Annotated in this window: 10 protein-coding genes; 7 read left to right on the top strand and 3 right to left on the bottom strand. The window is 69.8% G+C overall.

Going from position 1 to position 13,437, the window contains the following annotated elements; genetic code table 11:
• Positions 1-8: 8 nt before the first annotated feature.
• Complete coding sequence (locus tag KRR26_RS04125; RefSeq protein ID WP_120209455.1) at positions 9-1,565, bottom strand: aminotransferase class I/II-fold pyridoxal phosphate-dependent enzyme; 1,557 nt, start codon at positions 1,563-1,565, stop codon at positions 9-11.
• 417 nt (positions 1,566-1,982) lie between these two features.
• On the opposite strand from KRR26_RS04125, the gene KRR26_RS04120 reads away from it, so the two are divergent.
• From KRR26_RS04120 to KRR26_RS04100, 5 genes are read left to right on the top strand one after another with little or no spacing between them, the layout of a single operon-like run.
• Positions 1,983-4,481 carry an efflux RND transporter permease subunit gene (locus KRR26_RS04120; RefSeq protein ID WP_328707053.1) on the top strand — a complete coding sequence of 833 codons (2,499 nt, stop codon included), beginning with the start codon at positions 1,983-1,985 and terminating at the stop codon, positions 4,479-4,481.
• Positions 4,478-5,455: a phosphatase PAP2 family protein gene (locus KRR26_RS04115; protein ID WP_233577384.1), complete on the top strand. Its 978-nt coding sequence runs from the start codon at positions 4,478-4,480 to the stop codon at positions 5,453-5,455. The genes KRR26_RS04120 and KRR26_RS04115 overlap by 4 nt, the downstream gene beginning before the upstream one ends.
• Before the next feature lie 38 nt (positions 5,456-5,493).
• The gene (locus tag KRR26_RS04110; RefSeq protein ID WP_217079165.1) at positions 5,494-6,687 is read left to right on the top strand and encodes an aminotransferase class I/II-fold pyridoxal phosphate-dependent enzyme; all 1,194 of its coding nucleotides are present in this window, start codon (positions 5,494-5,496) and stop codon (positions 6,685-6,687) included.
• A gap of 10 nt (positions 6,688-6,697) precedes the next feature.
• Entirely contained in the window at positions 6,698-7,420 is a 723-nt protein-coding gene (locus KRR26_RS04105) for a class I SAM-dependent methyltransferase (protein WP_120209452.1), read from the top strand.
• A complete protein-coding gene (locus KRR26_RS04100; protein WP_407931707.1) occupies positions 7,413-8,396 on the top strand; it encodes a hydroxymethylglutaryl-CoA lyase in 984 nt (327 codons plus the stop codon). Before KRR26_RS04105 ends, KRR26_RS04100 begins: the two co-directional genes overlap by 8 nt.
• Positions 8,397-8,412: 16 nt before the next feature.
• Here KRR26_RS04100 and KRR26_RS04095 read toward each other — a convergent pair whose 3' ends face one another.
• The gene (locus KRR26_RS04095; RefSeq protein ID WP_217079164.1) at positions 8,413-10,374 is read right to left on the bottom strand and encodes a TIM44-like domain-containing protein; all 1,962 of its coding nucleotides are present in this window, start codon (positions 10,372-10,374) and stop codon (positions 8,413-8,415) included.
• 100 nt (positions 10,375-10,474) lie between these two features.
• On the opposite strand from KRR26_RS04095, the gene KRR26_RS04090 reads away from it, so the two are divergent.
• Positions 10,475-11,251: an enoyl-CoA hydratase-related protein gene (locus tag KRR26_RS04090; protein ID WP_217079163.1), complete on the top strand. Its 777-nt coding sequence runs from the start codon at positions 10,475-10,477 to the stop codon at positions 11,249-11,251.
• A 56-nt stretch (positions 11,252-11,307) separates the two neighbouring features.
• Here KRR26_RS04090 and KRR26_RS04085 read toward each other — a convergent pair whose 3' ends face one another.
• Positions 11,308-11,667 (bottom strand): YtxH domain-containing protein, encoded by a 360-nt coding sequence (locus tag KRR26_RS04085; RefSeq protein ID WP_120209448.1) that lies wholly within the window; start codon positions 11,665-11,667, stop codon positions 11,308-11,310.
• A 204-nt stretch (positions 11,668-11,871) separates the two neighbouring features.
• Here KRR26_RS04085 and KRR26_RS04080 point away from each other — a divergent pair, with 204 nt between their 5' ends.
• Complete coding sequence (locus KRR26_RS04080) at positions 11,872-13,401, top strand: acyl-CoA carboxylase subunit beta (protein WP_120209447.1); 1,530 nt, start codon at positions 11,872-11,874, stop codon at positions 13,399-13,401.
• Positions 13,402-13,437: the final 36 nt, after the last annotated feature.

Below are 13,437 nucleotides of genomic sequence, written 5' to 3'. Positions count from 1 at the left end.
GGAGGGGCTCAGTTCCTTTCGGCCTGGTTGCCGTCAGCGCCGGCGTCCGCGCCGTTGCGCAGGAACAGGTGGGCGCCCTTCTCCAGCAGCAGCCCGCCCAGCTCGCCGCGCTTCTCCCAGAGCTTCATGGGCGCCTCGCCCAGCTTGCGCAGGTCCTCCGGCTGGAGGTTCGCGGCGCGCCACGTGAGCTGCTCGACGGCGTCAAAGAGCTTGCCGGCCATCTCGCGCGACGACATGCGCGAGAGCTGATCCAGCGAGAAGCCACGATCCGCGAGCTGGCCCGCGCTGCCGGCCGCCCAGGTGTCGCTGGCGCGGTTGCCGCGGACCATGGAGCCCGGACGGGCGATCTTCACCGGCTCGTACACCGTGGGGCGCGTCTCCGGGATGACGCCCAGGCGGCGGCCAATCTTCTCAAAGGTGTCCAGCACCTGATCGAGCTGCGCGTCGGTGTGCGTGGCCATGTAGCTGGTGCGGATGAGCGCGTGGCCCGGCTCGACCGCCGGCGGAATCACCGGGTTGGCGAACACGCCGGCCTCGTGCAGCGCGCGCCAGAAGCGGAAACACTTCACCTGATCGCCGATGTGCACGGGAACCACGGGCGTCACCGAGACACCCGTGTCAAAGCCCATGGCGCGGAAGCCGTTGTGCATCTTCTCCGCGATGTCCAGCAGGCGCGCGCGCCGCTGCGGCTCGGCCTCGATGATCTCCGTCGCCTTGAGCGCCGCCGCGATGGAGGCGGGCGTCATGGACGCGGAGAAGATGACCGAGCGCGCCTTGTGGCGGATGTAGTTGATGACCTCGAACGGACCGGCCAGCACGCCGCCGAGCGACGCGAAGCTCTTGGAGAACGTCCCCATCACGAGGTCCGTCTCCTTCTCCAGCCCGAAGTACTCGGAGGTGCCCCGGCCCAGCTCGCCCAGCACGCCCATGGCGTGGGCGTCATCCGTCATGACCCGCGCGTTGTACTGCGCAGCCAGCTCCACGATGCGGGGCAGGTTGCAGATGTCGCCCTCCATGGAGAACACGCCGTCCGTGACGATGATCTTCCCGGCGTCTGGATCCGCCGCCGACAGGAGCTGCTCCAGGTGCTCCATGTCGTTGTGGCGGAACTTGCGCTCGGTCGCGAACGACAGGCGGATGCCGTCCACCAGCGACGCGTGGTTCTGGCGGTCGCTGAAGACGATGTCGTGCCGGCCGAGGATGGAGGCCAGCGCCAGGTTCGTCTGGAACCCGGTGGAGATGACGATGGCGGCCTCGCGGTTGAGGAACTTCGCCAGCCGCGCCTCCAGCTCCTCGTGCAGCGCCAGGGTGCCGTTGAGCAGGCGCGAGCCGGAGCACGTGGTGCCGAACTTCTCGGTGGCCTTGATGGCCGCTTCCTTCACGCGGGGATCCGCGGACAGGCCCAGGTAGTTGTTGGAGCCGACCATGATGACGCGCCGACCCTCGATTTCGACCTCCGTGGCGCCATGGGACGCTTCGATGGCGCGAAAGTACGGGTAGAGCCCGGTGGCCTTCGCGATCCGGTAGTCCTTCCAGGTACGGCACTTTTCGAAGACGTCGCTCATGGTGCTCTTTCTCTGCGTCGGGGGGAGTGATCCTTGGGTGGAAACGGGATCGGGTCGCTGTTCTGTATGCAGGGCTCGTTCCGTCCCGGATGCCCAGCGTGCGCGACCACCCAGCAGGACGACGCCGGCCGTGAATAAAGAGGGAACTCCACACTGTCAAGGCGCGGACTGACACCTCGCATGGCCCTCGGCCACCCCCGACAGCCAGCCACTTGACACAGGTGTGGCATCGGTGGCACGCCGCCGCCCCAGGCATGCCCGTCAGCCAGGAGATAGTGGAGTCCCCTGGGCTTACATGGGGGCACATGTCTGGGGTCGCGCAAGCCCCCGGAAGGCTTCCACTTCTCCCGCTGTTGGGGGGTGCCGGTACAGGTGGCTGGGGATTTGCTTGTGCCGGCCAATTTCGAGGAGTGGACGGTGTCCAAGTCTTGGCGGCAGCGGTGGTTCGATGGGTTCATCCAGGGAGCCATGGCGCGCCCCTGGCAGGTGCTGGTGGTCTTCGCCCTGGTGACGGCCGTTTGCGGGCTGCTCGCGTCGAGGCTGGAGTTTCGCGGGTCCTTCGTGGAGCTTCTTCCCGAAGGGGCTCGCGAGGTGCGAGATCTGACACGCGTGTCAGAGAAGGCGGGGGGTGACGGGTACCTCGTCGTCATGGCGAAGGGGACCACCCCCGAGAAGCTGCGCGCCTATGCCGGGGAGCTGAAGTCGCGGCTGGAGGCGCTCCCGGAGGTCCGCTACGTCGAGTACCACTTCGACGTGGAGTTCTTCCGCAAGCACGGCCTGCTGCTCCTGCCGGCCGAGAAGCTGGCGGCGCTGCGCAGCGACATTGAAGCCCGGGTGCACTACGAGCGGCAGCAGTTCAACCCGCTCTACATCGACCTGGGCGCCCTGCCCAAGCCGCCCTCCTTCGAGGAGATCGCGAAGAAACACACGCCCGAGACGCCGATGCGGGAGTTCCTGACGAACGCGGACGGCTCGGAAGTGTATTTGATGATCAAGCCGTCGGGGACGGCGGGCGACCTCGACTTCGCGCGGCGCTTCGTGGACAAGGCCCTGGGCACGGGGCGGGAGCTGGCGGCGGCGAGCTACCCGGGCGTCACGCTGGAGGCCACGGGCAACTTCCAGAACCGCATCGAGGAGGACGCGGTGATGCGCCGCGACCTGTCCAACGCGGGCCTGCTGTCCGGCCTCATCGCGGTGGCCCTCATCCTCCTGGCCACCCGGCGCATCTCGGCGCTGTTCGTGGTGGGCCTGCCCGTCATGGTGGGACTCGTCTTCACGTTCGCCTTCGCGCAGGTCGCCATCGGGCATCTGAACATCGTCACGGGCTTCCTCGTGGCCATCCTCATCGGCCTGGGAATCGAGTACGGCGTCCACCTGTCGATGCGTTACTGGGAGGAGCGGCAGGAGCACGGCGTGCGCGAGTCGCTCGCGGCGACGGTGCGTGGCACGTTCAGCGGCGCGCTCACCTCGGCGCTCACCAACGCGGCGGCGTTCCTGGTGCTCCTGCTGGCGCAGTTCCACGCGTTCAAGCAGTTCGGCCTCCTGGCCGGGTTGGGCGTGATGCTGGCGGTGCTCGCGGCCTACGCCATTGGCCCGTCGCTGCTCACCATCGCCGAGCGCATCCGGCCGTTCCGCCGCGACGAGGCGCCCGCTCCCGGCGCCGCGCCGGCCGCTCCTGCCGCCCCCGAGAAGGAGTGGCGGCGCTGGCCCACCTGGCTCATCGCGGGCATCGCGCTCATGGTGGTGGGGTTCGCGGCCTACTCGGTCGTCATCGCGCCGCGCCTGGGCTTCGAGACGAACCTGCGCAACCTCAAGGGTGACTCGCCGGCCTCTCGCCTGGACGACCACATCACCGAGCAGATCGGCTCGCCGCTCAACCCGGCCATCCTCTACGTGGACAACCTGGAGCAGGTCCACCAGGTGGAGGACATCATCGCGCGGGTGAAGGTGAAGAACGGGAAGGACTCCGTCTTCCTGCGCACCGCGTCCCTGAGCGACCTGGTTCCCTATGACCTGGAGCACCGCCAGGCGGAGATCGGGAAGATCAAGGCCATCCTCGACAGCCTGCCCTCCGAGGTCCAGGCCGACGCGAAGGTGAAGCAGTTCCGGGAGCTGGTGGAGGCCAAGCCCTACGCGCTGGAGCAGGTGCCGGTGGAGGCGCGCCGGCGCTTCGAAGCGCTGGACGGCAAGGGCATGTTCCTCCTGTTGTTCCCGTCCGTGTCCAACTACGACACCCAGGACCTGCAGCGGTGGGCGGCGCAGATCGACGAAGTGGTCGATGGCGCCAAGGCGCAGGGCATCAACCTGGCGGTGCTGGACAGCAACCGCATCGCGGCGCGCATCTTCTCGCTCGTGCGCGGTGATGGCCCGTTCATCCTCTGGTCCGCCGCGGTGGTCGTGTTCCTGGTCATCTTCGCCAGCCTGCGCAGCCTCAAGCGCGCGCTGCTCGTGGCCGGCCCGCTCTTCCTGGGCATGACGTGTCTGGCGGGCGGCATGTACCTGTTCGACGTGCAGCTCAACTTCATCAACGCGGTGGTGCTGCCCAACCTGTTGGCCATCGCGGTGGACAACTCGGTGCACCTGTTCCACCGGTACGAGGAGGAGGGCCCTGGCTCGCTCGGCAAGGTGGTCCGGCACACGGGCCTCGCCGCCGTGGTGGCGACCATCTCCAACGCGGCGGGTTACGGCGCGCTGCTCATCGCGAACCATCAGGGACTGCGCAGCATTGGACAGATTGCGCTCCTGGGGGTCGTGTGCACCTTTATGGGGACGACAGTGTTCTTCCCCGCCATGCTGGCGCTGCTGGAGCGATGGAAGGGGCGGCATCAGGGCGACAAGGTGGGCGTTCGGAACCTGGATCTCGGCGTGGCTGGCGACGTGTCGGCCGGGCCGCCGGGGGAGCGAAAGTCGGCGTGAGTTCCTGGTCCTTCACCCGAGAGCGCGGCCGAACCCTCGCGGATGCGCGCCAGCCGGTGGTCCGCTTCCGCGGCGTCGACATCGTCATCATCGTCGCCTGCTCGCTGGCCGCCCTGGTGCTCGTGGGGCCGGCGCGCTGGGGCTATCACGCCACGCGCAACGGCTGCCTGTTCGGGATGATGGCGCTCGGGCCCCTGGTGCTCCGCACCCTGGAGGCGCGCTTTCCGCGGCAGCGGCTACTGAGCGTCGCGGCGGACTTCTGGCTGCTGCCCGTGTCCGCCATGGTGCATGGGTGGCTGGGGCCGGTGGTGGACTGGGCCAACCCGCTCGTGAAGGACGCGCAGCTCATGGCCACGGATCAGCGCCTCTTCGGCCTCCAGGCCGCGGTGGAGCTGGCCCACCGGGTGCCTCCGCTGCTCACCGACGTACTGATGCTCTGCTACTACGGCCACTTCATGTGGCCGCTGTTGCTGGGCATCCTGCTCTACTACCGGGGGCGGGGCGCCACGGCGGCCTTTGACGAGTACCTCCTGGGCCTGGGCCTGCTCTTCAGCCTCAACTACGCGGCCTACTCGCTGGTGCCCGCGGTGGGCCCGCGCTACTTCCTCATCGGCGCGTTCGACGGTCCGGGGCTGCACGGCGGGCCGCTCACGCCGCTGCTCGAGTCGATGATGCGCACGCCGCTCTTCACCCGGGACTGTTTTCCTTCCGGGCACACCGGGGCGACGCTGCTGGTGCTCTTCTACGCGTTCCGGTTCTACCGCGGGCTGTTCTGGGTGATGTTGGCGCCGGGCATCGGGCTCATCATCGCGACGCTGGCGGGGCGGTTCCACTACGCCACGGATCTGCTGTGCGCGGTGCCGCTCGTGGTGCTGGTGACGAGCCTGGCCCTCGTGCTGTCTCGGGCCGTCCGGCAGCGTGCGAGCGAGGAAGCCGCGCGTTCCGTCCCGGTGGACGCTATCGTGCGCCCCTGAATGGCCGGTCCTCCGGCCCACCGGAGGACCCGTCCGCCATGCCCAGGCCCGTGTTCGCAGAGCGCGTCTCTCGCTTCGGCACCACCGTCTTCTCCGAGTTCAGCGCGCTCGCCGCCAAGCACGGCGCCGTCAACCTGGGGCAGGGGTTCCCCGACTTCGATGGCCCCGAGGCGGTGAAGGAAGCCGCTCAGCGCGCCATCCGCGACGGCATCAATCAGTACGCCATGGGCGTGGGCGCGAAGGACCTGCGGCAGGCCATTGCCGAGCACGCGCTGCGCTTCCATGGTCAGACGGTGGACCCCGACACCATGGTCACCGTCACCAGCGGGGCCACCGAGGCGATCCTTGATGTGCTCCTGGGCCTGGTGAACCCCGGCGACGAGGTGGTGGCCTTCGAGCCGTTCTACGACTCGTATGACGCGAACGTCGCGTTCCTGGGGGCCACCTCGCGCTACGTCCCGCTGCGCCCGCCGGACGCGGCGCACGCCACGTGGTGGTTCGATCGAGACGAGGTCCGCGCCGCGTTCGGTCCGCGCACACGCCTGCTCATCCTCAACACGCCCCACAATCCCACGGGCAAGGTCTTCACGCGCGAGGAGCTGGAATTCCTCGGCGGGCTGTGCGCGGAGCATGGGGCGTGGGTGCTCTCCGATGAGGTGTATGAGCACCTCGTCTTCGCGCCGGCCAGGCACCTGCGTCCCGCGACGCTGCCCGTCTTCGCGGATCGCACCGTCACGGTGAGCAGCGCGGGCAAGTCCTTCAGCCTCACCGGCTGGAAGGTGGGGTGGGTGATTGCGCCGCCGCCCCTGCGGGACGCCGTGCAGCGGGCCCACCAGTTCGTCACGTTCGCCACGGCGTCGCCGTTGCAGGCCGCCGTGGCCACCGCGCTGCGACTCCCGGACTCGTACTTCGAGGACCTGGCGCGCCTCTATCTGGGGAAGCGTGAGCGGCTGCTCGCGGGCCTGCGTGAAGCGGGGCTCCCCGTGCACACGCCCGAGGGCAGCTACTTCATCCTCGCGGACATCGCGCGCCACGGCTTCGCGGACGACGTGGCCTTCTGCCGGCACCTCGTCACGGAGGTGGGGGTGGCGGCCATTCCGCCCAGCGTCTTCTACAGCCCGGAGCACCGCCACCTGGGGCAGGGCATGGCGCGCTTCGCCTTCTGCAAGACGGACGCGGTGCTCGACGAGGCCTCGAAGCGCCTGCGCGCACGGCTCGCCCCCGCTCGCTGAGCCGCGCGCGGTGGGGTTCTTCGGCGAGCTGTACCTGCGCAGCACGTTGCCCTTCCTCTCCGAGCCCGTCACCGCGCGCGAGGCGGACTACCTCGCGTCCGCGTTCGCGTCGGTGCCCGGGCCGGTGGTGGACCTGGGCTGCGGGCACGGCCGCCACGCGGCGCGGCTGAACGCCTCGGGGCCCCTGGCGGGACGCGTGCTGGGCCTGGAGTTGGATCCGCTGTCCCTGGCCATGCGCCGGCGCGGCTTCCCCGCCGTGCGCGGGGACCTGCTCGCCCTGCCGTTTCGCGCCGCGTCGTTGGGGGGCGCCTATGCGTGGTACTCGACACTGTTCGCGTTCTCGGACGAGGCGCACGTGCGGCTCTTGCGAGAGGTGGCCCGGGTGCTCCGGCCCGGCGGCACGCTGGTCTTCCAGACCGTCCCCGCCGAGCGACTGGCGGCTTCGCCAAGCGCGGCGTTCACCCGGCGGTTACCGGATGGGAGTGTCCTGGAAGAGGAGAGCCACTTCGACGCGGTGCGTGGCCGTGATGTGGGGCGCCGCACCTTGACCCTCGCGGAGGGACGCGTGCTGTCCGCGTCCTACACCATCCGCTACTATCCCCTTGCGGAACTGACGCAACTGTTGGAAAGCACGGGGTTTTCGACGGCGTGGGTGCACGGCGGGCTGGAGGGCGAGCCACCGACCCCCGAATCGACCGAGCTCATCGTGGGAGCAGTGCTTCGACATGGCTGAGATGGCGCCGAACGAACGTCCCCGGAGTCCCGTGGCGCTGCTGGGGCAGCTGCCTCGCCGGGTGGATGTGTACGAAGTGGGCCCGCGCGACGGCCTCCAGAACGAGCTGCGGACGCTGCCCACGCGCGACAAGGCCCGGTTGATCGACGCGCTCGTCGCCTCGGGCGAGAAGCGCATCGAGGTGACGTCGTTCGTGTCGCCCAAGTGGATTCCGCAGCTCGCGGACGCCGAGGAGCTGATGAAGCTCGTGGGGCGGCGCGAGGGCGTGGTGTTCTCCGCGCTGGTGCCCAACCTCAAGGGCCTGGAGCGCGCGAAGGAGGCGGGCCTCCAGGAGGCCGCGGTGTTCATCTCCGCGTCCGAGGCCCACTCGAAGAAGAACATCAACAAGACCATCGCCGAAGCCCTGGCGGGCGCGCGCGAGGTGACGGCGGCGGCCCTCAAGGCGGGCCTGCGCGTGCGCGGCTACCTCTCCACCGTCTGGGGCTGCCCCTACGAGGGCCACGTCCCCGTCGAGCGCGTGGTGGACATCTGCCGCCAGCTCGCGGACGCCGGCATCTACCAGCTCAGCCTGGGGGACACGATTGGCGTGGGCACGCCGCGCCAGACGGGCGAAATCCTGGAGGCGCTGCTGCGCCACATCCCCGTGGAGAAGCTGGCGCTCCACCTGCACGACACGCGCGGCACCGCGCTCGCCAACACCCTGGTGGGCTTGTCCGCGGGCGTGACGACGTTCGATGCGAGCATCGGCGGTTTGGGCGGCTGCCCGTATGCGCCGGGCGCGGCGGGCAACCTGGCCACCGAGGACGCGGTCTTCATGCTCCACGGCATGGGCGTGGAGACGGGCATCGACCTGGACAAGCTGGTGGAGGCCGGGGAGATCGCCCAGGAGCTGATCGGCCGCAAGCTCGCGGGCAAGTACCTGCAGGCGGCGCTGGGAGAGCGGGAGAAGAAGGCCTCCCGCCGCGCCCAGACCTGAAGCCCGCGCCGGGCGCTCAGTGCCCGTCCAGCATCTGCGTGAGCTCCGCCTCCAACCCGAGGTGCGCGGCGGCCGTCTCCAGCATGCGCCGCTCCTTCCGGTCGATGCGGCCGTCGACGAGCGCGATGTCCACGATGTGCCGCAGGAAGACCTCGGCCTCGGGGCTGCCTCGGGGCAGGAGGCGCTCGAAGAGCTGCGGACCGGCGCCCAGGGCCATCTCCACGTTGGCCCACGCCACGCCCCAGCGCTCCGAGCACAGCTTCAGCATTCGCCGCTCGGCGGGGCTCACTTCGCCGTCCGCGGCCGCGATCGCCGCCATCATGTAGAGCAGGCGCTCGCGCTCCCGCACATCCGTCACCGCGCGAGCCCCCACGCTGGGCGACACCGCCGCGCCGCCGGGACGGGGAATCGGGCGCTGCGAGCGTTCCATGTCCCGGTAGCCGCCGCCCGCGCGGGCATTCCACGCCTCGAAGGGCAGGGCGGACGCGAGCACCCAGTCCCGGGCGCCCGTGCCCAGCTCGGCGCCGCAGAACTCGCAGGTCGTCGCGGCGCTGTCGGTGAGCGGCGCGTTGCACTGGGGGCAGCGGTCCGTGGACATGCCGTTGGCGGTGTTCGTCGTCGCACCGTGCCGGCGCGCGAGCGTGAAGATCCAGCGCTGCGGCACGGTGGGCAACTGCGGCGGGGCCTCGTTCACCGGCCCCACGCCCATGCGCGCGCTCCAGCGGATCTCCACCTGGGCGCGATCGAAGTCGCCGGCGTTCACCTCCAGCGCGCGCACGTCCACCGCGCCCACCGCGCACTCCAGGAACACGCGCCGCCGGCCCTGCTTCGCGAGCGCGTCCAGCTCTCCGCCCAGCTTCGTGACGGCCTCGGGCTGGGCCACCTTGCCCAACCGGCGCGCGTCGCCCCGGCTCTGGGCGTCGATCCACTTCCAGAACAGGAGCGAGGCGCGGTCCTCCAGCATCTCCAGGTTGAGCGCGGGATCCGCCTGCCGCGCCTCTCGCAGCCCGTCCACCGTGGTGTGGTAGCGCACGTGCTCCACGCCCTGGGTGATCTCCGCGAGCGTCCAGTCGTAGTTTCCGGAGTTCACCACCGCCTGGCAGAACTCGCAGCGGTTGCTCGCGCCCCCCTGGTAGGGCGCGCCGCAGTTGGGGCACTTGCCCTGGTACAGGTCCTCGCCGATGCGCGTCTTCGCCCCGGGCTTGCGCACGAAGGTCCAGACCTCGGTGAAGGGCTCCAAGGGGGCGCGCCGCGCGGCGGCCTCGGCCTGCGCCTCGCTGTAGCTGGCGGGAACGTCCGTGTCGCGCATGCGCGCGTGCACGCGCACGAGGACGCTGTCGTACCACTCGCTCTGGTGCAGCCCGATGAGCTGGAGGCCGAGGACCTCGATGTCGGTGATGGCGTCCCGCACCCCTTGGGAGTTCATGAGCTGGAGCTGCACGTTGAAGCGCTGCCACGTCGCGTCCGACAGGAACGGCCGCACCGGCGTCATGTCCCGGCGGAACCAGGACTGCTGCAGCTCCATGAAGAGCCAGCGCACCTTGCCGAGCAGTGCCTCGGGCTCGAAGTCTGGGTCCTTCAGCTTGAGCGCGTTGACCCAGCCCTGCACGTCGCGCTGGGACACCTGCGTTCGGACCTCGGCCTCACGCTGCTCCAGCGCGCGGCGCGTGGTGGCGGTGGGGTGCAGGTTGCGCTGATAGAGCCAATAGAAGGCGCCGCCAATGACGATGAGCGGGATCATCACCTTCGGATACATGAAGACGAGCTGAACGAGCCGGACCAGCAGGTAGATGGGGAGCCCGCCACCTCCACCGCCGCCCTCGTGGTCGTCGCTCTGGCTGGGGCGCGTGTAGTGCTCGCCGCCCCCGCCGCGGGCCCATGCGAGCAGGGGCACGGCCAGCGCCACCAGGGAGAGCAGGCCGGGCGAGCAGAGGGCCCGACGAAGGAGGCGGATCGAGGTGGAGGGACGCGGACGCATGGGGAAATCCTAACCGTTTCCGCCTTGCCAGACTGGGGAACCCGCCGCAGTCTGCGGCCCGCCACGGTGGGCCGCTGCGGGGCCCGAAAGGGAAGCAACCATGCCGGAATTCAAGGTCGACGCCCGGGGGGCCATCGAGATCTGGACCATCGACGGGGAGAGCCGTCGCAACGCCGTCAGCCGCGCCATGCTCCGCGAACTGGGTGAGATGGTGACGCGCGTGTCCACGGGCCGCCAGGTGCGGGCCGTCATCGTCACGGGCGCTGGCGACAAGGCCTTCTGCGCGGGCGCGGACCTCAAGGAGCGCGCCGGCATGAGCGAGGACGATGTCCGCGCCTTCCTCGACGGCCTGCGCGTCACGCTGCGCGCGGTGGAGCAGAGTGACTGCGTCTTCATCGCCGCCCTCAACGGCGCGGCCCTGGGGGGCGGCACCGAGCTGGCCCTCGCGTGCGACCTGCGCGTGGCGGCCCCCGCCGCGGAGCTGGGGCTCACCGAGGTGAAGCTGGGCATCATCCCCGGTGGTGGCGGCACCCAGCGGCTCACACGGCTGATTGGCCCGGGCCGCGCCAAGGACCTCATCCTCACCGCCCGGCGCCTCAACGCCGCCGAGGCCTTCAGCATCGGCCTGGTGAATCGGCTCGCGCCCGAGGGCCACCTGTTGGAGGTGGCCTTCCAACTCGCCGAGGCCGTGGTGGTCAACGCCCCCATCGCCGTCTCCACCGCCAAGCACGCCATCGACGAGGGCCTCGGCCTGGAACTCGGCGACGCGCTCGCGCTGGAGCTGCGCAAGTACGAAGAGGTCCTCAAGACCGAGGATCGCCTCGAGGGCCTGCGCGCCTTCGCCGAGAAGCGCGCCCCCGTCTACCAGGGGCGCTGAGGCACGCGGGGCCTGGAGCGCATGACTCCGGGCCCCCGCCTCGCCCGCGGGGGGCTTCAGGCGCTGGCGGTCTTCTCCGAGCCGAGCGTCACGCCCTGCTTGTTGAGATAGCCCATCGCCTTGTCCTTGACGGTGTTGCGCAGCTCGGTGCCGGGCCGCGGCGCCATCATCAGCCCCACCACGCTGCCCAGGGCCGCCCCGAGCACGAAGAGCCCCAGGCCGCCCAGCCCCGACCGCCCCGGCCGGTAGGTGGTCAGTCCGACATGATGCAGCGCATCATCCGGATCGAAGTCATCCCACTTGGCCTTCGCGTAGCGGGGGAACTGGTTGAGCAGCTTGTGGGCGAGGTAGCGGCGATACAGGTCGCTCCTGGCGATCCCCTTGGCCATCCACTTGGCTTTCTTCGTTTCGAACATGGTCGTTCCTCCCGGACGCGAGGGTTGCCGGGGGCGGCCTGCGCGCGAATCCCCCGTGCGACATGAAGCTAGGCAGGGGGGCTCGACCCGACATCCCCAGCGCCCCAAGGGAGGCGCGGTGCGTCGTGGGCTGGACGGCCGGCGAGGAAACGAACTGGCGAGAAGGGAGCCAGCCGGGGACCTTTTTGCTATGTCGCCGGGGCCATGGCCAACGACGTGAAGCTGCTCGAGAAGATTGCCCAGGTAGAGAAGGGCGGAGCCGAGAAGTACCACGCGAAGAACAAGGAGGCGGGCAAGCTCTTCGCTCGCGAGCGCATCCGCCTGCTCGTGGACGCGGGCTCGTTCGTCGAGGACGCCAAGCTCGCCAACAACGTGGATCCCGAGCTGCCCTCGGACGGCGTCATCATCGGCGTGGGCCGCGTGGCCGGCCGCACCGTCGCCATCATGGCGAACGACTCGACGGTGAAGGCCGGGAGCTGGGGCGCGCGCACGGTGGAGAAGATCCTCCGCATCCAGGAGACCGCGCGCTCGCTGCGCTGTCCGCTGCTGTACCTGGTGGACTCGGCGGGCGCTCGCATCACGGACCAGGTGGAGATGTTCCCCGGCCGGCGCGGCGCGGGCCGCATCTTCTACAACGAAGTGCACATGTCCGGCTTCGTGCCGCAGATCTGCCTGCTCTTCGGGCCGTCCGCCGCGGGTGGCGCGTACATCCCCGCGTTCTGCGACCTGGTCATCATGGTGGACGGCAACGCCTCCATGTACCTGGGAAGCCCGCGCATGGCGGAGATGGTGATTGGCGAGAAGGTCACCCTGGAGGAGATGGGCGGCGCGAAGATGCACTGCTCCGTCTCCGGCTGCGGCGACGTGCTGGTGAAGACCGAGGAGGAGGCCATCGCCGCCGCCAAGCAGTACCTCGGGTACTTCCCGGAGAACTTCAGCCAGACGCCGCCCCGCGCCGAGCTCAAGGCGCCCAAGGCGAGCGGCAAGACGGTGGACGAGATCATCCCCGCGGATCAGAACAAGCCCTTCGACATGCACGCCCTCATCGGCGAGCTCATCGACGAGGGGAGCTGGTTCGAGGTGAAGAAGCTCTTCGCCCAGGAGATCATCACCGGACTGGCGCGCATTGGCGGGCGCCCGGTGGGCATCGTGGCCAACCAGCCCAAGTACAAGGGCGGGGTGCTGTTCGTGGACAGCGCGGACAAGGCCGCCCGCTTCATCTGGCTCTGCGACGCGTTCAACATCCCGCTCCTGTACCTGGCGGACGTGCCCGGGTTCATGATCGGCACCAAGGTGGAGCGCGCCGGCATCATCCGCGCGGGCGCGAAGATGATCTCCGCGGTGTCCGAGGCCAGCGTGCCGCGCATCTGCGTGGTGGTGCGCAAGGCCTACGGCGCCGGCCTGTACGCCATGAGCGGCCCGGGCTTCGCGCCGGACGCCACCCTGGCGCTGCCCCAGGCGATGATCGCCGTCATGGGCCCCGAGGCCGCCGTCAACGCGGTCTACTTCAACAAGATCCAGGAGCTGCCGGAGGCCGAGCGGCCCGCCTACGTCCAGAAGCTGCGGGACGAGTACCGGGCGGACGTGGACATCTACAAGCTGGCCAGCGAGCTGGTCATCGATGAGATCGTCCCGGGCCAGCAGCTCCGCGACCAGCTCCTCCGGCGCTACGAGCTGTACTCCCAGCGACACGCGCCCCGCGCAGAGAAGAAGCACGGCGTCTATCCTGTCTGAGTAGCCCCACTTGAGCCCGGCAACAGCCGCCGCTCA

The sequence above is a fragment of the Citreicoccus inhibens genome (genome assembly GCF_019039035.1).
Lineage (GTDB): Bacteria > Myxococcota > Myxococcia > Myxococcales > Myxococcaceae > Citreicoccus > Citreicoccus inhibens.
Note: the sequence above shows the minus strand (reverse complement) of the source record. Positions and strands in the feature narration are given on the sequence as shown.

What these genes read in the sequence shown, in the direction of transcription:
- KRR26_RS04125 (WP_120209455.1), bottom strand. Translation starts at nt 1,565, where the DNA reads ATGAGCGACGTCTTCGAAAAGTGCCGTACCTGGAAGGACTACCGGATC.
- KRR26_RS04110 (WP_217079165.1), top strand. Translation starts at nt 5,494, where the DNA reads ATGCCCAGGCCCGTGTTCGCAGAGCGCGTCTCTCGCTTCGGCACCACC.
- KRR26_RS04100 (WP_407931707.1), top strand. Translation starts at nt 7,413, where the DNA reads ATGGCTGAGATGGCGCCGAACGAACGTCCCCGGAGTCCCGTGGCGCTG.
- KRR26_RS04095 (WP_217079164.1), bottom strand. Translation starts at nt 10,374, where the DNA reads ATGCGTCCGCGTCCCTCCACCTCGATCCGCCTCCTTCGTCGGGCCCTC.
- KRR26_RS04090 (WP_217079163.1), top strand. Translation starts at nt 10,475, where the DNA reads ATGCCGGAATTCAAGGTCGACGCCCGGGGGGCCATCGAGATCTGGACC.
- KRR26_RS04085 (WP_120209448.1), bottom strand. Translation starts at nt 11,667, where the DNA reads ATGTTCGAAACGAAGAAAGCCAAGTGGATGGCCAAGGGGATCGCCAGG.
- KRR26_RS04080 (WP_120209447.1), top strand. Translation starts at nt 11,872, where the DNA reads ATGGCCAACGACGTGAAGCTGCTCGAGAAGATTGCCCAGGTAGAGAAG.